19 protein-coding genes are annotated in these 19,667 nt (G+C 40.6%); 16 read left to right on the forward strand and 3 right to left on the reverse strand.

Translation table 11 applies throughout. From position 1 onward, the window contains the following. Positions 1 to 22 precede the first annotated feature (22 nt). The 3 genes from V7121_RS05705 (at position 23) to V7121_RS05715 (ending at position 3,226) form a co-directional block, all read left to right on the forward strand. Positions 23 to 928, forward strand: coding sequence for a fumarylacetoacetate hydrolase family protein (locus V7121_RS05705; RefSeq protein WP_335545974.1), 906 nt, complete (start codon positions 23 to 25; stop codon positions 926 to 928). A gap of 96 nt (positions 929 to 1,024) precedes the next feature. Beyond that, complete coding sequence (locus tag V7121_RS05710; protein WP_335495369.1) at positions 1,025 to 1,780, forward strand: cyclase family protein; 756 nt, start codon at positions 1,025 to 1,027, stop codon at positions 1,778 to 1,780. Positions 1,781 to 1,963: 183 nt separating this feature from the next. Then, positions 1,964 to 3,226, forward strand: coding sequence for an MFS transporter (locus V7121_RS05715; protein ID WP_335495367.1), 1,263 nt, complete (start codon positions 1,964 to 1,966; stop codon positions 3,224 to 3,226). A 110-nt stretch (positions 3,227 to 3,336) separates the two neighbouring features. Here V7121_RS05715 and V7121_RS05720 read toward each other — a convergent pair whose 3' ends face one another. Both V7121_RS05720 and V7121_RS05725 read right to left on the reverse strand, forming a co-directional pair. Then, positions 3,337 to 4,272 carry an amidohydrolase family protein gene (locus V7121_RS05720; RefSeq protein WP_335495365.1) on the reverse strand — a complete coding sequence of 312 codons (936 nt, stop codon included), beginning with the start codon at positions 4,270 to 4,272 and terminating at the stop codon, positions 3,337 to 3,339. Positions 4,273 to 4,289: 17 nt separating this feature from the next. After that, the gene (locus V7121_RS05725; RefSeq protein WP_335545976.1) at positions 4,290 to 5,072 is read right to left on the reverse strand and encodes an IclR family transcriptional regulator; all 783 of its coding nucleotides are present in this window, start codon (positions 5,070 to 5,072) and stop codon (positions 4,290 to 4,292) included. Positions 5,073 to 5,290: 218 nt separating this feature from the next. Between V7121_RS05725 and V7121_RS05730 the strand changes: the two genes are divergently transcribed. The 6 genes from V7121_RS05730 to V7121_RS05755 all read left to right on the forward strand — a co-directional run bounded on the left by V7121_RS05730 (position 5,291) and on the right by V7121_RS05755 (position 10,903). Continuing rightward, positions 5,291 to 6,754, forward strand: coding sequence for an aldehyde dehydrogenase (locus tag V7121_RS05730; protein WP_335545978.1), 1,464 nt, complete (start codon positions 5,291 to 5,293; stop codon positions 6,752 to 6,754). A gap of 17 nt (positions 6,755 to 6,771) precedes the next feature. Continuing rightward, entirely contained in the window at positions 6,772 to 7,548 is a 777-nt protein-coding gene (locus V7121_RS05735; RefSeq protein WP_335545980.1) for a 2-keto-4-pentenoate hydratase, read from the forward strand. Between the two features lie 22 nt (positions 7,549 to 7,570). Then, complete coding sequence (locus tag V7121_RS05740) at positions 7,571 to 8,353, forward strand: 2-keto-4-pentenoate hydratase (protein ID WP_335545982.1); 783 nt, start codon at positions 7,571 to 7,573, stop codon at positions 8,351 to 8,353. 13 nt (positions 8,354 to 8,366) lie between these two features. Next, on the forward strand, positions 8,367 to 8,552 hold the full coding sequence (locus tag V7121_RS05745; protein ID WP_335495359.1) for a 4-oxalocrotonate tautomerase: 186 nt from the start codon (positions 8,367 to 8,369) through the stop codon (positions 8,550 to 8,552). 260 nt (positions 8,553 to 8,812) lie between these two features. Beyond that, the gene (locus V7121_RS05750) at positions 8,813 to 9,661 is read left to right on the forward strand and encodes an extradiol ring-cleavage dioxygenase (RefSeq protein WP_335495358.1); all 849 of its coding nucleotides are present in this window, start codon (positions 8,813 to 8,815) and stop codon (positions 9,659 to 9,661) included. 30 nt (positions 9,662 to 9,691) lie between these two features. Further along, positions 9,692 to 10,903 (forward strand): 4-hydroxybenzoate 3-monooxygenase, encoded by a 1,212-nt coding sequence (locus tag V7121_RS05755; RefSeq protein WP_335495356.1) that lies wholly within the window; start codon positions 9,692 to 9,694, stop codon positions 10,901 to 10,903. A gap of 51 nt (positions 10,904 to 10,954) precedes the next feature. Here the strand turns inward: V7121_RS05755 and V7121_RS05760 are convergent, their stop codons facing one another. Then, the gene (locus V7121_RS05760) at positions 10,955 to 11,860 is read right to left on the reverse strand and encodes a LysR family transcriptional regulator (RefSeq protein WP_335545984.1); all 906 of its coding nucleotides are present in this window, start codon (positions 11,858 to 11,860) and stop codon (positions 10,955 to 10,957) included. Positions 11,861 to 12,093: 233 nt separating this feature from the next. Here V7121_RS05760 and V7121_RS05765 point away from each other — a divergent pair, with 233 nt between their 5' ends. The 7 genes from V7121_RS05765 (at position 12,094) to V7121_RS05795 (ending at position 19,570) form a co-directional block, all read left to right on the forward strand. Then, on the forward strand, positions 12,094 to 13,149 hold the full coding sequence (locus V7121_RS05765) for a quercetin 2,3-dioxygenase (protein WP_335545986.1): 1,056 nt from the start codon (positions 12,094 to 12,096) through the stop codon (positions 13,147 to 13,149). Then, complete coding sequence (locus tag V7121_RS05770) at positions 13,149 to 14,108, forward strand: alpha/beta hydrolase (RefSeq protein WP_335495351.1); 960 nt, start codon at positions 13,149 to 13,151, stop codon at positions 14,106 to 14,108. Before V7121_RS05765 ends, V7121_RS05770 begins: the two co-directional genes overlap by 1 nt. 284 nt (positions 14,109 to 14,392) lie before the next feature. Next, a complete protein-coding gene (locus V7121_RS05775) occupies positions 14,393 to 15,334 on the forward strand; it encodes a fumarylacetoacetate hydrolase family protein (protein WP_335545988.1) in 942 nt (313 codons plus the stop codon). Continuing rightward, positions 15,327 to 16,283 (forward strand): VOC family protein, encoded by a 957-nt coding sequence (locus tag V7121_RS05780; protein WP_335545990.1) that lies wholly within the window; start codon positions 15,327 to 15,329, stop codon positions 16,281 to 16,283. The genes V7121_RS05775 and V7121_RS05780 overlap by 8 nt, the downstream gene beginning before the upstream one ends. A gap of 20 nt (positions 16,284 to 16,303) precedes the next feature. Continuing rightward, on the forward strand, positions 16,304 to 17,482 hold the full coding sequence (locus tag V7121_RS05785; RefSeq protein ID WP_335545992.1) for an acyl-CoA dehydrogenase family protein: 1,179 nt from the start codon (positions 16,304 to 16,306) through the stop codon (positions 17,480 to 17,482). A 14-nt stretch (positions 17,483 to 17,496) separates the two neighbouring features. After that, on the forward strand, positions 17,497 to 17,940 hold the full coding sequence (locus V7121_RS05790; protein ID WP_335495344.1) for a pyridoxamine 5'-phosphate oxidase: 444 nt from the start codon (positions 17,497 to 17,499) through the stop codon (positions 17,938 to 17,940). A 358-nt stretch (positions 17,941 to 18,298) separates the two neighbouring features. Further along, entirely contained in the window at positions 18,299 to 19,570 is a 1,272-nt protein-coding gene (locus V7121_RS05795) for an MFS transporter (RefSeq protein ID WP_335495343.1), read from the forward strand. The last annotated feature ends 97 nt before the right edge of the window (positions 19,571 to 19,667 follow it).

The raw sequence follows: 19,667 nt of genomic DNA on the forward strand, positions 1-19,667 counted from the left end.
ATAGAATCGAGGAGATCAGACAATGAAATTTATTACATTTCGAAATCCTAATGGGAAACAACGCGGTGGGTGGTTGAGTGGCGATGGAGTAGTGGATATGGAGCTTGCCGGACAAGGGAAATTACCGGTCAGCATTCGTGAATTGTTGGAACATCAAGAAGAATATATGCCAGTAATCCATTCGATAGAAAAAGAAGTCCAGCCGAATTATTCAATCGAAGAAATTGAACTATTGGCCCCACTGCCAAACCCTTGTACCTTTCGGGATTTTGTAGCTTTTGAAACACATGTAAAAAATGCATCCGCAACCCATGGCAGCACTGTGGCGCCTGAATGGTATGAAGTACCGATTTTTTATTTCTCAAATCCAAATGCCATGAGGGGACCTGGGGAAGAGGTGGCACGACCTAAAAAGTGTGTGAAATTGGATTATGAATTAGAAATGGCTTGTGTCATCGGGAAACAAGGGAAAAACATTCAAGCCAGTGAAGCAGAGGAGTATATTTTCGGTTATACGATTTTGAATGATTGGTCCGCCCGTGACCTTCAGGCCCAGGAAATGAAAGTTTTACTTGGACCTGCAAAGGGAAAAGACTTTGCTACATCAATAGGACCCTGGATTGTAACAAAAGATGAATTGCTCCCATACAAAATCGATGATCGCTTCGACTTGGAGATGACGGCCAAAGTGAACGGAGAAGTTTGGTCCCATGGGAATTTTAAAGATATTTTCTATTCATTTGGACGAATGATTGAGCGTGCTTCTGAGGATGTCACCATGTATCCAGGTGATATTATCGGCTCTGGAACCGTCGGCTTTGGATGTATTTTAGAATTGGGAACAGAAGAGTACCGCTGGCTGGAGCCCGGAGATGAAATAGAATTGGGGATTACGGGGCTGGGAGTTTTAAGGAATAGGATTGGTTAAACAGCAAACGATATCTGGTATTGCAGCAATAGCCTCAGAACCATAACCAATGAAAATTAATAGCTTACAGATTAATTTACAGACGGAGGGTAAAGTATGTCTAGAATAATAGATTTAAGTGTTTCACTCGAAAAAGAGTTAAAAGATCCACTTCCATTTTCAATCCGGTATGAAACGCATGAAGAAGGTGCGGAATTCGGTGCAAAGCTGGTTGGTGTATCACCAGATGATTTTCCCGAGAGGAAGGGTCTGGCAGGTGAGTTTTTGAAATTGACAAGCCATGCCGGCACACATGTCGATGCACCCTGGCATTACTGGCCTACCTCAGAAGGGAAACCAGCAAGGACGATTGATGAAATGCCGCTAGAATGGTTCTTTAATGATGGCGTTGTTCTGGACTTTACAAACAAGCCTGCAGGTTATGCAATCACCATTTTAGACTTGCAGGAAAGATTACAAAAAATAGAGTACCAGTTAAAGCCTTTTGATATCGTGATGATTCGCTGTGATGCCGATAAAAAAAGGTACGAGCCTAACTATAGTGAAATACATGTTGGAGTTTCGGCTGAAGCGACACTTTGGCTGATTGACCAAGGTATTAAAGTGATGGGGACGGATGGATGGGGATGGGATACACCGCTGTCTATTCAAGCCGCTGATTATAAGGAAAATCCTCGTCCGGACGTTCTTTGGGCAGCCCATTTTGCAGGGAAAGAAAAAGAATATTGTCAAATCGAAAAACTAGCAAACTTGGATCAATTACCACCATATGGGTTTAAGGTTTCGGTTTTTCCAGTAAAAATTAAAGCCGGAAGTGGTGGCTGGACGCGGGCAGTAGCAATTCTTGAATAGAATATTTTGTAGAATAGATGTGGGTGGGTTATCCAAATATATACAAAAAAATCGTATTACAGTAAACAATATTTTATATTTCTCTAACCATTTTAATTACCCTATACTATTAAATAGTAAAGCGCTTACAATGATGAAAAAAGTAGGTTTCATGTGCTAAACCAATAAAGGAGGGGTGGAGTTGTGAGTAAAAAGAACCAATCATTTTTCAGATATGAAAATAGCCTGCTTATTATCCTATTTTTGATCTTTGGTCTTGTATTTATGGACCGGTTGAGCATTATCTACTTATTTCCATTTGCAGCTGAGGAGTTAAAATTGAACAACACTCAAATGGGAATGATTGTCGGAGCTACAAGCATTGCCTGGGGGATTTCAACCCTGCTTTTTGCTAGTGTTTCTGATTTTTTTGGTAAAAAGAAACTAACTTTAATTGTTTTTATCCTCGGATTTTCCATTGCGACATTTACTTCAGGTTTAGTTGCTGGGTTGGGTTCGCTTATTCTAGTTCGTTTGTTGATGGGGGTTACGGAAGGCCCTGTTATTCCTTTGGTCCAGTCAACCATGATGGCTGAATCAACTCCAAAAAGAAGGGGCTTAAATTTAGGGTTAATCCAGGGTTCAGGCCCATTACTAGGGAATGCCATCGCACCTGTGTTAGTCGTGGCAATTGCAGCATCATCAAATTGGCGGTATTCATTTTTTGCCTTAGCGATTCCGGGAGTCATTTTAGCTCTGATTTTAATGATTTATATGAAAGAGCCTAATTTTAATATGGGCCAAGTTACGAACGCCAAAAAGGTTAAACCATCGTTTCAGGAATACAAAAGTGTATATAAAACACGTAATGTTTGGGTAGGTATGCTTATGGCGATTTTTTACATGATGTACCTATTAGTATTTACAGCCTTTATGCCGCTATTTTTATCCGGAGTATCGAAATATAGTGATGCACAATATGGGGCTATATTGGGAGTCCTAGGGATTGGGATGTTCTTTTGGCAATTTCTATTACCATTTTTATCCGATAAACTAGGAAGAAAGACTATCATTGTTCCAGCAACTTTTATTGCAATTCTGCTTCCACTTGCGGTTGCAGCTTTCCATACTAATTTTGCCCTGCTGGCCATTTCTATCTTTATCCTAAGTCTTGGATTTGGGGCACAGCCGCTCTATCTTGCTATTATCCCGTCAGAGTCAGTACCCAGGATTTTTGCGGCCACAGCGATTGCTGCTGTAGTGCTAACCGGAGAAATCATTGGAGGAACAGCTGGCCCTGTGATTGCAGGAATACTTGCTGATAAGTTTAACCTTTACGCACCATTATGGCTTGCCAGTGGGACGGCAGTTGTTTTCTTCTTATTGTCCTTCTTACTAAAGGAAACAGCACCTATAAAAGTATATGGAGAAATTTCTGAAAATTCAGGAATCGATTCAACCTTATAAAGAAAGCATTTTGTTCACAGTTAAATATCATTATAGAGTATGGGTGTAAGACAGGTTATTTTGACCTAAAAGAACTCCGCATAAGAAAACTCATGCGGAGTTCTTTAGTTTCAACCTAATAATGAAATCGCACCTAGATTGTTTTTGCTTTCAGGCGGCCATACACAAAGATCAAAAGGGTAATCCGAGCCGGGGACAACCTTGTCCTCTCCAACTGTATTGATGAGGAATTCTAGACTTTCCTGGTTCCACAATACTGAGTCATACCAAAAGCGTTTCAAATATTCGGATGGTGGTGCTTTTAAATTAGAGGATACAAGTTTCCACTGTTCATATCCCTTATCCTGTCTGCCAATCTGGTAAGGCATGAAGCCTCCGCCATGAGCAAATAAAATTTTTATGTTTGGATAACGATCAATAAGCCCGCTCAACAGAAGGTCAGTTGCACAAACAGTTGTTTCCCATGGAACCCCAATTAAATTAGGCATCATTCTTCTCTTTAAGCGCGGGTCCTCACATAACAATGGGTGAATAAAAATAATCGCATGTAACCGATTGGCTTCTTCGAAAAAGGGGATAAAAAAGTCATCAGATAACATATGGTTAGATAAACCGGGACCTATGATGACTCCCTTTAATCCAAGATGCATCGCATGATTTAAGACTTGTGCAGCTTTTTCTGGGTTGGCGAGAGGGACAGTACCTAAAGCAGAGAGTTTCTGCGGTGTTTTGTTGGTCCAATTTGCTAAAGCTTGATTGTATAGAGTAGCCATTTCAGTTGTAATATCTTCAGAGAAATCATACAGAAATAGTTGGGGAATCGGTGAGATGAGCGAATGAGATACGCCGGCTTTTTCTTGTTCGGCCAAATAATATTCACCTTCAATAAAGCCTTTTTTAAGCTCAAATCCCCATTTTTCATTAATAGTTAGGAACGGGTCTTTCCCATCATCTTTATTGATCCATTTAGCGTTAACGATTGTTTGATTGTCTTTAAGCCAAGTAATAACTTCCGGTGGGATAAAATGAGTATGAAAATCATCCATATTAAATCACTCCTGTATTAATCTATTTTTCTATATCCCATATTTCGAGAGATTTCTAAACCAGCACTGATTACTTTTTTAGCTATACCTTGGATTTTATGAGAGGGGATTCTTTGTTTGGGACCCACAATGGATAAGGCTGCGATTACTTTTCCCTTGTAATCATAAATAGGCGCAGCAATTGAAGTTACTCCATCTAGTAATTCTTCCACACTGGAGGCATACCCATTTTTCTTTACCTCACGTAAATTGGCATGGAGCTTTAATGGGTCTGTGATCGTGTTTTTAGAATATTTATCAAGCCCTTTTTCAATTACACTATGAAGCACAGCTTCATTGGAGAATGCAAGCAATACTTTTCCTGAACTTGTGCAGTAAGGTGGATTCCTTCTACCGACATGAGTTAAAAATCTTACAGGATGATTGCATTCTACTTTATGAAGATAGATGACATCTAAGTGGTCTAAGACAGAAATATGAGCGGTTTCACCCAGAGTTTCAACTAATTCGTTTAATATAGGTTGCGATTCCCGATAGATATCCATTGAGCTATTAACAACACCACTGAGAGTAAGGATAGATAGGCCTAAACGATATTTCTTTGTTTCAGGATCTTTATATACAAACCCCTCGCTTGCAAGTGTTGCCATGGTCCGGCTGACAGTACTTTTGTTTAACCCTAGTGAAGAGGATATTTCACTAACTTTCTTTTCAGGTTCATCCATAGAGAAACTATTTAATATTCGCAGAGCATTTTTTAATGAAGAAAGATAATGATCTCCTTGGTTGTTTGTTTCCATTACTTCATTCCTCCTGTGCGCACTGTTTCATTATGTAAAACAGCGTTGCTCTATAGTGGTCAATATATCAAAAGAAAAAAGAAAAGAAAAGTTATTTTTGAAAAATTGAAATTATTTTTAATTGTTTCACATAGAGAAACAATGGTGTTGTATATGAAATTAAAAGAGGATATCTTCTAGTTAAGAATATATAGTTTTTTAATTGGAGGAATAAAAAGATGACTGTCGAAACAAGAGTAAAGGCAATCAATTGTTTGCATTTCATTAACGGCCAATTTGTTGAGTCGCAAAACAAAAAAACATTTGAGAATATTAATCCCGCCACGGAAGAAGTTTTAGGCATGGTAGCAGAAGGGGGAAAAGACGAGGTTGATTATGCCGTAGCAGCCGCCAGAAGAGCATTAAATGGCAGTTGGAAAAAGATGACGACAGGAGAACGTTCAAAGATTCTTCGCCGAATTGGAGATTTAATTTTGGAAAGACAAGAGGAATTTGCACGGCTGGAATCGTTGGACACAGGTAAACCATTCTGGTTGGCTAATAGTATTGATGTCCCGAGGGCAGCTTATAATTTCCACTTTTTTGCCGACTATATGATATCGGTTAATACGGATGCAAACCAACAGGACGACACGGCCATTCATTACTCCTATCGGCGCCCGGTTGGTGTGGTTGGCATCATTAAACCTTGGAATTTACCATTATTATTACTAACTTGGAAATTAGCGCCTTGTTTGGCAATGGGGAATACTGCGGTGATTAAACCGGCTGAATGGACGCCAATGACTGCCACCCTTTTGATGGAAATTTGTAAAGAAGCCGGGGTACCGGATGGTGTGGTGAATCTAGTTCATGGTTTTGGGCCAAATTCGGCAGGAGGAGCCATCTCAGAACATCCGGATATTGATGCAATATCATTCATTGGTGAACCAGGCACAGGAACAGCTATCATGAAAGCGGCTGCAAGTTCTCTGAAAAAGCTGTCCTTTGAATTAGGAGGAAAAAATCCTAACATTATTTTTGCCGACTCTGATCTGGATGAAGTGGTTGAAACAACCATCAAATCAAGTTTTATTAATCAAGGTGAGGTGTGTCTCTGCGGTTCACGGATTTACGTTGAGCGTCCGGCATATGAAGAATTCCTCAACAAATTTGTCGAGAAGGTAAAGTCGTTAAAAGTTGGTTACCCTGAGAAAGAAGATACAAATGTTGGCGCCTTAATCAGCAAGGAGCATTATGATCGAGTTAATAGCTATATTGAGATTGCTAGAAATGAAGGCGCGACGCTCCTGACAGGAGGGAAACGCCCGGAGGGAATGGATAGGGGTTACTATTTAGAACCAACGATTATTACCGGAGTGGACCGGAATTCCCGTTGTGTCCGCGAAGAAATTTTTGGACCGGTTGTAACGGTTATGCCTTTTGATATGGAAGAAGAAGTCATTATGCAGGCAAATGATACCCATTACGGGTTAAGCGCGACGATTTGGACGAATGATTTAAGACGTGCTCACCGGGTTGCTCATCAAATTGAAGCAGGAATCATTTGGGTAAACACTTGGTTTTTACGTGATTTACGTACCCCATTCGGCGGGATGAAAAATAGCGGGATCGGCAGAACAGGCGGAATGCATAGCATTGATTTTTACTCAGAATTGTCAAATATCACAATTAAATTGTAAGAAGGGGAGTCCTATCATTGGAAAGTAAATTAAAGCAATATGCAGAAAAATTAGTCGAGGCGGAGAATACTCGAATCGGTACTGATCCACTTACTTCAGTAGATTTGGAGCTTACGGTTAGAGAAGCCTATCATATTCAATTGGAAAACATTCAGCGGAAACTAGAACAGGGGCAAAAAATTGTCGGGAAAAAGATTGGATTAACCTCTTTGGCGATGCAGAATTTATTAGGAGTTGATGAACCGGATTACGGACATTTGCTAGATGGGATGGTCGTAGAAAACGGTGGCCAAATTAGCTTTGAACAAGTCCTTCAACCAAAAGTAGAAGCGGAGATTGCCTTTATTCTAAAAAAAGAATTACGAGGGCCGAATCTTACAACGCTTGATGTCCTTCAGGCAACTGATTATGTTGTACCTGCTCTTGAAATTGTTGATAGTAGAATTAAAAATTGGAAGATTACGTTGGCAGATACGGTAGCTGATAATGCTTCATCGGGATTCTATGTGCTTGGCGGTAAGCCAACAAAGATAGAGGACATTGATCTTGAGTTAATGGGTATGGTCTTAACAAAAAATGGTGAACAAGTTAATACGGGGGTCGGTGCAGCCGCTTTAGGAAATCCAGCCAAGTGTGTCGCCTGGTTAGCCAATAAATTAGCCGAATTTGATATTTCGCTTAAAGCTGGTGAAGTGATTCTTTCAGGGGCATTGTCAGCAGCTGAAGCCGCTCAAAAGGGCGACACCTTTACAGCAAGATTCGCTCATATCGGTCAGGTCAGTGTACGATTTTAACCGACTAGAGGAGGAAATTAGAATGAATCAATACAAAGAGATTGCCCATTATTTAGAATCAGCGGAACTCGAAAAGCGAGAGGTTGCCAAGGTAACCCTGAACTTGAAGACTGATTTAACAGTGGAAGAAGCGTATCAAGTACAACAGGAAATTGTAAACTCCAAATTAGATGAAGGAAAAAAAATCATTGGCCCGAAAATGGGCTTAACTAGTCAGGCCAAAATGAAACAAATGGGGATTGAAGAACCAATTTATGGGTATGTGTTTGACTATATGATCATCGAAAATGGCGGTCAGGTGCCATTGCACGAAGTAATTCACCCAAAGGTGGAAGCTGAAATTGCCTTTGTGATTGGTGAAGATATTGAAGGTCCTGGCGTGACAGGGGCTCAAGTTTTAGCAAAAACAGAGTATGTTTTACCAGCTTTAGAGATTATTGACAGCCGATACGAAAATTTTCAATTTACCTTACCCGACGTAATTGCGGATAATGCTTCCACTTCAAGAGTGGTGTTTGGTACCACGCTTAAAAAGCCGGAGCAATTTGAACTAGATTTAGTTGGGGCCACACTTTCAATCAATGGTGAAATCAAGGAATTAGGGGCAGGAGCAGCAGTCCTTGGCCACCCCGCAAATTCCATTGCCATGCTTGCCAATATGCTGGCAAGAAAAGGAGAAAAGGTTCGTAAAGGGGATTTAATCTTAACTGGCGGAATTACTAGTGCAGTTCAGTTGAAATATGGAGATATAGTAAGCGGTAAATTTGATGGTTTAGGTGAAGTGGCCTTTACAGTAACTGATTAAGAGGAGTATTTTCATGCCAATTATTAACGTTCAAATATTAGAAGGAAGACCAAAAGAGAAAATAGAAGAAGTCATTTTTAATATTACCAATACCGTTTCAGAAACATTAGATGCCCCAAAAGAGAGCATAAGAGTCATAGTAACAGAGATACCGAAATCCCATTGGGGAATCGCAGGGGTACCTGTTTCAAAGCGGTAAGTTTCTATAGTACCGTTAGCAAAGAAAAGGGTGGAAACCGGTCACATAGATAAGTCCTATGTGACCGAAACCGAAGGGAAGAGGTATATTGGGTCACGTAGAGAGGTTCTATAAACCCGAAGCCGAAGCGGAAGATGGAAACCGGTCACATAAAGTGGTTCTATGTGACCCAAACAGCGATAAAAAAGAGAACTGGTAACATAGAAAAGGGAAAATTTGTAAGCGATTACTGAAATTGCGAAATTTAAGGGGAGGAAATTATGCCAATTGAATTGAGTATGTTAGTGCCTCATGTTCCGAGCCTCTGTGATGAGGAGCAAGTACCAGAATTCCAACAGAACATGGCAGTAGAAATGAAAAAAATGGGGAAACAAATCAAAGAAATAAATCCAGACGTTATTGTGTTAGTTTCCTGTCATTGGCCCTCCACCTTTTTTCATTATGTAGACTGCACGCCTACTCATAAAGGGATTCTTACTGCGTTTGAGGCACCTGATTTAATTAAGGATGTTCCTTATCATTATCCTGGTGATGAAAAACTAGCAAATGATTTAGTTAAAGCAGGGGAAGAAGCTAATCTTCAAGTTCAAGGTGTGAACGATCCTTATTTTATTTGGGATTATGGAAGTGTGGTTCCTTTACGTTACCTAGTCCCAGACGAGGATATCCCAGTCATTAATTTATCTGTTACGTTAGCTGCAAGTTTAGAAGAAACCTATAAATGGGGGCAAGTAATTGCCAAGATATTGCGTGAAAGTGATAAAAAGATAGTATTTCTTTCAAGTGGTGCCTTATCCCATAATTTAGTCCGAGGCAGACATAATAAGCCTACTGTTACTGAACATGCTTTGGATAAGCAGTTTATTGAATTTGTGATGAAGAAAGATTATCAAGCGGCTTATGACATGCTGCCGGAATATGCAAGAATGGCTAGAGTGGAATCAGGGGGACGGCATCTCGCCATGTTGTTCACGATGCTTGAGGAAGATTGTGTTCCTACTTATCTAGCAGAAGGCCAATCCTCAGGAAGCTGGAATGCGTTAATTACCTTTGAAAAAAGCGAAATGGCAAATATCAAATCTAAAGTTGAAAGTGAATATGTTAAGTAATCTCCTAAAGATGAGAAAGGAGGATGGTAAATGCGTACACAAGTAGGGATTATCGGAGCTGGTCCTGCTGGGCTGCTGCTATCACATTTATTACATTTACAAGGAATAGAAACCACAATTATAGAGTCCCGTTCAAGGGAAGAAATTGAGGGCACCATCCGTGCAGGGGTGTTAGAGCAAGGTACGGTTGATCTACTAAATGCTTCTGGTGTCGGTGAACGAATGATGAGCGAAGGTCATGTTCACGAAGGGATTGAATTGCAATTCAATGGCAATAGACATCGTATTGATTTTGCAGAGCTAACTGGCGGAAAACGAATTATGGTCTATCCACAGCATGAAGTCATTAAAGATTTGGTTGAGGCACGATTACAAGCTAATGGGACCATTTTCTTTAATGTAAGTGATGTTAAACTAGTAAATATTGAATCTACTCAACCCACAATAGAGTATACGAATGAACTTGGTGAGCGACATGTCATCGAATGTGATTTTATTGCAGGCTGTGATGGATTCCACGGACCAAGCAGACAGTCCATCCCCAAAAGCGTAAGAATTGAAAAACAACAAATCTATCCATTTGGATGGCTGGGGATTATTGCAGAAACACCTCAAGTGAACCCAGAATTAATTTATGCCCACCATAAACGAGGTTTTGCCTTACTGAGTACCCGCACCCCATCACTGCAGCGGCACTATCTGCAAGTTGACCCAAATGATGATATAGCAAACTGGTCGGATGACCGAATTTGGTTGGAGCTGCATGCGAGAGTTGATATGGAAGGCTGGACTCTTCCAGAAGGTCCGATTATTCAAAAAAATATTGTTTCGATGAGAAGTTTTGTTTGTGAAACGATGCACTATGGGAGGCTCTTTTTAGCAGGGGATGCTGCACATATCGTGCCTCCTACAGGGGCAAAGGGGCTCAATTTAGCCGTCGCAGATATCCAAGTTTTAAGCCAGGGGATTCGGGAGTTTTATGAACAAGGGAATCAGGAAATTCTGCAGCAGTACTCCCAAATCTGTTTAAAAAGGGTTTGGAGGGCACAAAGATTCTCATGGTGGATGACCACCATCCTTCATACCAACCAAAACCATAGTCCATTTGAATACGGTATTCAATTGACAGAACTTGATAATGTTACATCATCCCGAAATGCTGCAGCGAATCTTGCTGAAAATTATGTAGGTTTACCATTTGAACGCCCCATATTCAAACATGAATTTATGCAAAAAAGGTAATCGACAAAGGCTATTAAAAATAAACCGTACTAATGGCAGTACGGTTTTAACTCATTTTATTGAAGTCATTATCTTTTCTTCAAGAACCTCTAAAAAAAGCTGTATAGATGGATTCAAATTGTTTTTCTTCCAAGCAGCAACAAGTTCGCAATCGTGATTCTTTGCCCCTTCTATTTCAATAAAACTGAGCGACGCGCTCGCAAATGCTTCAAAACTTTTCGGTAAAATCGAGATACCCATTTCGGATTCAACCAGAATAGGCACGCTATCTACAAATCGAGGTTGATTCACAATTCTTGGAGTAAAACCGCTTTGTTCACATAAATGTACGATGAAATCATAGGACCCCACCGGTGAAGCATGGCGGTTATGAATGATGAAAGGCTCTGTTGCCAAATCTGAAAGTTTGATCTTCTCTTTACTAGAAAGTGTATGATTTTTATGCATGACAATACAATATGGCTCTTTTGCCACTGTTTGAATTTCAATTTCTTCAATTCTATGTAACCCTGCTGGCAATGTAAAAGCTAAATCTATCTCCCCTTCCTCCAACGTTTCCTTTAACATTTTACTAGGAAGGTGATTTAGATGGAGTTCAACCTTCGGGTAAAGCGCACGGAACTGTTTGATTAAATCTGGTAAAAAACTTCGTACATGGACAGTTAAAAAGCCAATCGAAAGACTGCCAATAATACCGGCATCAGTTTGTTTTGCTTTTTCAATAGCCCCGTTAGTCTTTTCAATAATTTCAACTGCTTCTTTTAAAAAAACAGAACCGGCAGGTGTTAGCTGCACTGACCGTTTGTTTCGAATGAATAATTTAACCCCTAATTGTTCTTCGAGATCGGCGATTTGATGGCTAATTGCGGATTGAGCCACGAATAGCTGATTGGCAGCTTTGGTAAAGTTTAAATGTTCTGCTACGGTAATAAAATAACGTAATTGGCGAATATCCATATAAGCCCTCGCTTACCATATATTTTTAATTATTTTAACATATGAAATACAAGTTGACGAAATACTTATACTTTTCATTCTATTAGATAGATAAAATAAGGATAATTCACTATAATAATATGAAATCTGGATTACAGAAATCGAAATCGTATATTTCCATTTCTACTACTCACGTATTATGGTTAAGTTGAAAGCGCTTATAAATAGTCATTATATTTAAGGAGTGTGGTTAGATGGTTCAGCAGGTCATTGGTAAATTGCCTAATGAAAAGAAGCCGTATTTTATTAAAAGTGGAGAAGGCGAGCGTTATCACTTCGGTACTCAGGTTGCATCAATTGTCGCAACAGCTGAAAGTACTGGAGACAATCTGGAAATTGTCCAATTGTCGGGAGGTAAAGGGGATTATTTTCCGGCACATGTTCATAAGGATGCTCACGAAGGGATCGTTGTTCTCGATGGAAGACTTGAAGTAGAACTAAATGGTCAAGTACATCTATTGACGGCTGGTGACTATGTATCGATCCCGGCAGGAACGGTGCATTCCTATTGGATGCAGAGCCACCGAACACGCTTTTGCTCATTTACAATTAACGGAAATCTCTCGAAATTATACTCTATCATAGGAGAGCCTTTTGATAAGTTTGAACGGCCTCCAGTTTCAAAAATACCCCTCGATGACGAAAGTTTTTCTAAAGTTCCTACCACCATTGATATCAAACTCGTTTCTAGCCAGCAAACTATGGGTATACCCCATTTAGTCCAAGGTTGTACCATTCCAAAGGAGGTCCAGCCATATGTATTGGAAGCAGGCGAAGGTATTCATCTTCTAAGTGGTGATACAGTTCATTCGCTACTAACCACAAAAGAGGCGACAGGTGGGAAGTTTCTAGCACTAATATCGGAAGGGCCAAAGGGACAACCTATCGGTGAGCACGCGCATAAATATACGAACGAAACGTTTATGTGCTTACAAGGGGAAATGACTCTTTGGGTGGACGGGGAAGAGCTTCATTTGCTGCCAGGGGATTTTGCCTATGTTCCAGCAGGGATTGGGCACCGTTTCCGCTGTGATGCCCACTACACGAAGTTTTTGGGAGTATTAACACCTGGACAGTTTGAAGATTTCTTTCGCATTCTTGGCGACCCATATGAATATCCTATCTTCCCAACTGACCCTGCGCCGTATAGATTTGATAGAGTCATCCAACGAATTGAGGAGTTAGATTTAATATTGTTTGGCAAGCCTCCAGGTCCACCTGCAGCTCCAGTCGAAGAGGTAAGTAGATAATGAGATATGAAGTAAAGGTACTGTCTGACCTTGCGTTTGCAGCACCTAATGGAAAACCGTTACTTCTCGATTTATATCTTCCTCTAGATACTGGAAAATCGGTACCTGTGATTGTTTGGCTTCATGGGGGCGGTTGGAGGATTGGCGACCGGAAACTGGGTCCAGACTTTCGTGTGAGATTTGCAGAGCGTGGATACGCGATGGCGAGTATAGAGTATCGATTAAGTGGTGAGGCGATTTTTCCAGCTCAGATTCATGACGTGAAGGCCGCCATTCGATGGCTCCGTTCGGTTGCTAATGAACATGGGCTTGACGGCAGTCGTATTGGCTTATGGGGATCCTCTGCAGGAGGACATCTAGCGGCCCTTGCTGGCACTACAGGAAGTGGTATTCTTGAAGATTTTGAACTTGGCTGTCCAGAGTTTTCGAGTGACGTTCAGGCTGTTGTGGACGGGTATGGCCCGACAGATTTTTTAAAATTGGATTCAGCGAGTAATTCTCAGGTTGCGGTATCTACTGATACAGAATCTGTTCTGTTGTCTCCACCTCGTACTCATGCAGTAAAGGATTCTCCGGAGTCACAATTATTGGGGGCGCCAATAGAATCGGTCCCGGATCGGGTCCGTGAAGCGAATCCCATTACCTATATTAATCAAGATGCACCACCATTTCTTATCATGCATGGAGTGAGTGACTCAGCCGTACCTGCTCAGCAAAGTGAATTGCTTTATGAAGCAATGGTTGCACAAGGGAATGAGGCGACACTTTGTTTAATCGAAGAGTTGGGACATGCATTTTTTAATAATAATGATTTGGATGAGGTCCTTTATCCTGTTACCCTTCACAAAGCAGGTCCTGGTGAAACTGAGCAAATTCAAAAGTGTGAAATTAAAATATTCGAATTGGTAGAAAACTTTTTTCGAAGACATCTTCAGAAAAGTTGCAGCCTCTTCAAATAGCTATGATTACCGTAATAGGGAAATTTCAGGTTTAAGGGTAATCATAAAGGGGGTATGGTTACCGCAAGAGGGAAATTTTCAGTTCAACGGTAATCATAAAGCTGCAAGCAGACATGGAAGTATGACTCCGCACAGGCGGGGTTATTTTTTTTGAAAATGATGTAATCATCAGAAATTGAGATTTCTCAAATACAAATTGTGTATTTCAAAATTAAATTTCTGTGCCTTATCATGGATTTATAGAGAAAGCACTTTTGATGTTTAAAACTTGAGGAGGTATTCATTTGAAATTATTAACCTATTCTAGTAAAAATAACCCGTTACGACTCGGAGTTTTGGTAGATGAGCATACGATTGTCGACCCACAGCAAGCATATATTGAGTTGCTAAAGGATCGCGGTCAGGAAAGAGCGGATGAGATTGCAAACGCTTTAGTGCCTCAGAATCAAACAGAATTTATCGCGGGTGGCGACCTGGCACTTCAAACGGCTAATGAAGCGGTTAATTATGCGCTCGAAAATTCACAGCAAACTGCCGCTATATACAAGAAAGAAAATGTACAAATTGGACCACCAGTACTGAAACCAAATAAAATCATCTGCGTCGGCCTAAATTACAAGAATCATATTCTTGAAATGAAACGCGATTTCCCAGCACATCCTGTTATTTTTGCCAAGTTTGCGACAGCAATTGCTGGTCCTAATGACGTCTTCCCGCTTAATTCTAATTTAACCCAAAAACTAGATTACGAGGCAGAATTAGCGTTTGTGATTGGTAAAACTGGAAAGGACATTAAATCTGAAGATGCTTTGGACTATGTTTATGGCTACTCTGTGGCAAATGATATCACAGCCCGCGATATGCAAAAACGAACAATTCAATGGCTGCAAGGAAAGACGTTGGATAAAAGTCTTCCACTCGGACCGGTTTTGGTCACAAAGGATGAAATAGCTAACCCGCACTGCCTTGATATTTCTTTAACCGTTAACGGTGAGTTAAGGCAACAATCTAATACGGAGCAGCTTTTGTTCAATGTTAATCACCTCATCGAATTTTTATCAGGAATCTTCACTTTAGAACCGGGTGATATTGTCTGCACGGGGACACCGGGTGGAGTAGGAGAAGCACAAGGTAAGTTTCTTCAAGATGGTGATCTCGTAAGGGTTGAAATTTCTGGAATTGGAGCCATTGAAACGACTATTAAAGAGGTGACCAAGCATGAATAATCGTGAGCCGATTAGGGATATTGCCCACCTGCACCATATCGAGTTATTTACAGCTAAACCAAATGAGAGCCTCGATTTCTTCCGTAACTTACTGGGGATGGAAGTGGTTCACAGTAAAGGACAATCCGTTTTCCTGCGGGGGTGGGGCGACCAGCAGCTTTATAGCTTAAAGCTGACAGAAGCTAAACAAGCAGGTTTAGGTCATATGGCCATGAGAACCTTTTCGAATCACGCACTTGAGCAGCGTGCGCGTGATCTCGGACAAAGTGGTCTTGGAATTGGATGGACTAATGGAGATTATGGTCATGGCAAATCCTATCGCTTCACCGATGCGGATGGACACAACCTTGAAGTATTTTATGAAGCTGATAAATATGTCACACCAGCCCATTTAAAACCTGGTTTGAAAAATATGCCACAGAGATTCTCTGCCAGAGGAGCGTCTGTCACACAGTTGGATCATATTAATTTATTTAGTTCAGATGTAGACGCTGATAGCATCTTTTATCGAAATCAACTCGGTTTTAAATTGAGTGAACAAGCAATAACCGATGAGGGTAAGCAAACAACAGCTTGGCTCCATGTCACCAATAAATCCTATGACCTAGCCATTTCACTAGATAAATCGGGTGAGAAGGGGCGTTTCCATCATGCCGCCTTTAAAGTTGAAAGTCCTGAAATGGTCCTGCGAGCGGCCGATGTGTTTCTAGACAATGGCATTTTTATCGAAGCTCCCCCTAATAAACATGTGGCCGGGCAAACGATGTTTGTCTATGTGTATGAACCGGGCGGCAATCGGATTGAGGTTTGCTCCGGCGGGTTTCTTATCTTTTCACCAGATTGGGAGACAGTGACTTGGACACCGAAAGAACGGAAAAAAGGCTTAGCATGGGGAACACCGCTACCAGCTACTTTTCATACGTATGGTACACCAAACACAGACAAATAACCCAGTGGAGGTTCGAGAACATGAATGAAGTGTTAAAGAAGTTTTCCTATGAGGAAGCGATTGAACGTGCAAAGGAATTAGCAGCATCCTTACAATTACGGCCAAACCTTGGGGAAGAATTGCGGCATCAGCCGCCAGAAACCATACAGGAATTCATTTCCTCTGGTTTAGTGAGATCCTTGGTCCCAAGTCGCTGGGGAGGACATGAACTTAATTGGAAAACATTAGCGGATACAGCGATGGAAGTTTCGAAGGGTGATGCTTCTGCAGGCTGGTGCTATTCATTGCTGCTCTTGCACAATTGGATGCTGGCATTTTTTCCAAATCAGGCACAAGCGGACGTATGGCAAACAAATCCCGATGCATGTCTCGCAACTTCAATTAACCCAAGCTCAGATTCAACAATCACTCGTGTGAATGGTGGATATAAGTTAAGTGGCAAATGGGGGTTTTCCTCAGGAATTAATCACTGTGAATGGGTCATGATCAGTGCACAGACACCCGTATCAGAAGGAGAAACCAAAGCATTATATTTTCTTGTTCCAAAAAGTGATTTGAAGGTAATTGATGTATGGCGAGTCATTGGAATGAGAGGAACAGGCAGTAATTTATTACAGTTAACGGACGTTTTCGTTCCTGAACACCGAACCATGGAATTGGAGCCATGGAATCTTCAGGGGATTTCTCCTGGGATGGACTTGAATACAGCTCCGCTTTACCGGATCCAACTATCAGCAGTTATGCCTGTTACCTTATTGTCCGTTATTCTTGGGGCAACCAAAGGAGCTTATACGATTTGGCGAGACCAAGTAATCGGGAAAAATAAAACAAGAGGCGGAGGGGCAGTTGCGAACTTAACGCATCAACAAATTCGACTCGCAAAGGTAGCGGCAAAAATTGAAGCAGCCGACGCCCTTCTTCATAAATCTCTCGAACTAGTCGAGTCCGGCCGGGTCCTTGATTATCCGGAACGGGTGCGCTTGCGCTGTAATTATGCTTATTGTGCGGAAATGTGTACAGAAGCAATGGAAGCCATATATACAAGCAGCGGTGCCGCAGCCTCTGCGGAGCGCCATCCTCTGCAGCAATTTTGGCGTGATATTCATGCCGGCGCACAGCATACTGCTTTTAACTTTGATTGGGTAGGAGAACTATTTGGCAAACTGGAACTCGGCCTTCCAGTCAATGTTGAATATTAAGAGAGGGGAAAATTATGACCATCACTTTAGAACGATTGACTACAGAATTAGTTTCTTCTTTACAAGGAGAAAAGATGGTTTCATTGATCACATTAGATGCTGAAACAAAATTACCTCAATTAAGCGTCGTATCGTGGGTATATGCTAAACCGAACGGTACGCAAATAAAGATAGCACTTGGGCATAAGGCATCCAGTCTCATTAACATTAAGAGTAATCCAAACGTGGTGTTAGGGGTAATTGGAGCAGGAAGTTGTTTTGAGATCCGTGGGACAGCTTCCCTTTCAAACGTAATAGAACGTACAATGAAGTTTTGTGTGGTAACAATCGAGATTGGTGCAGTAGAAAATGTAATGTTCTATGGTGGAAAGGTAACCATTGAACCAAAATATGAGAAGACTTATAATCCTGAACTTGCTAAGAAATTAGATACAGAGATTTATGAACAATTAATATAAAATTGATATACTGACTGTTTATTTAAATAATATTGCTACAAAATAATGGATAAATTATTTAAAATGTAGTTTTTTGTGTAAGTTGACGTCTTTATAAAAGAGAGTATGTAAAACAACGAAGCTTTTCTCCATAATGGAGGAAAGCTTCGTTGTTTTTTTAGTATTTACCTACGAAAAATTAGTGAAGCAAATATATATGTTTGAATTGGATGAGTATTTACAATACTCAAACCATGATGTTTGAAATGGATAGGAATTAAGTCACATATGGCTATAGTTATCCTTTAGTGTCTCCTCTAAACTAAGGATAGAAGCGCTTTCAATTTTCAAAAAATAGAAAAGGAAAGAAGGTTTAAAAATGAATTCAAATGTAGTGAAAACACCTTTTCCTCGGTTAATTGCAGGTATTTCGCTTGGCAGCTTTGGTTATAATCTTGCTCTGATTACACCTATCGCATTCTTGCTCACTGTAAAGCTGGCTATGCTCGACCCTGCAAACGTTACCAAGAATTTTAGTATAATTGGTTTAACGACTGGTATAATTGGTATTTTTAGTCAATATTTGGCCGGGCTCATCAGTGATAGAACCACATGGAAATTTGGACGAAGACGCCCTTGGATTTTGATTGGCTCAATAGGCGGAGCGGCCGCACTTTACGGAATTGGTTTAGCTAAATCTTTTACAATGGTCTTGTTGTTTTGGGCTTTAGCCAAACTCTTGTTTAGTTTTATGGGCACGGCCATCACAGCTTTAATTCCCGACCAAGTGCCGGAAGATAAACGAGGTACGGCATCAGGAATATATGGTCTTGTCAGTCCTCTGGCCATTATGGTTGGGATAAATTTAATGTTTATTTTAAATACCTGGGCTATACAAAGTAAATTCTTATTACTTGGAATGATTTGTATTGTCTTTGCCATTATTGCGAGTTTATTGATAAAAGAAGATAAAGTAGATTATGAAAAAGAACGTGGTAACAAAGATTCTTTATCATTCGGCGAAAAAATGTCCCGGATCTATCCAAGTCCCAGAAAATATCCGTACTTCACATATGGAGTATTAACAAGATTCTTCATGGGTATTGCCTATACAGCCTCTTCTTTTACGAGTGTCTATTATCTTGAACATTTTCATGTTTCTCAACAAGATTTAGCAGGAATTGTTTCAACGAGCATGAATATTACGATTCCAATCTTAGCGGTTGCTAGTATAATCGGCGGTAGTCTCTCTGACAAATTTGGACGTCAAAAACCATTTGTCTTTCTTGCAGCAGTTGTTACTGCTATTGGTATCTTAGGATTTGGTTTTGCTCCAAGTATTGGCTTTTCCTATGTATGTGGTTCAATCATTTCCCTTGGATTTGGAATGTTCTTAGCAGTAGATATCGCCCTTATGTCAAGAGTCCTTCCACATCCTGAAGATGCAGCAAAAGATATGGGAATCGTCAACATTGCCAATGATATTGGGCAATCTCTTGCCAACTCGGCTGCTAGTCCAATTGTTGCAGCAGGAGGCTATCCATTATTCTTTGGTGTACTTGCTGTCTTTGGAATTCTGGCTGGAGTCATGGTTAAGCCAATTCCAGAATTGGAAAGAAAAGAACCTTCTAATATTGAATTGGCTCAGTAAAATGAATCCGCGCTGAAACTAGCGTGGATTTTATCCATATTTGTAGGGGGATAGAGATGAGTATTACCTTAATCATCATCGCAGCTTTAATCATTCT

This window comes from Neobacillus drentensis, from assembly GCF_036962125.1.
GTDB classification, from domain to species: Bacteria; Bacillota; Bacilli; order Bacillales; family Cytobacillaceae; genus Neobacillus; species Neobacillus drentensis_B.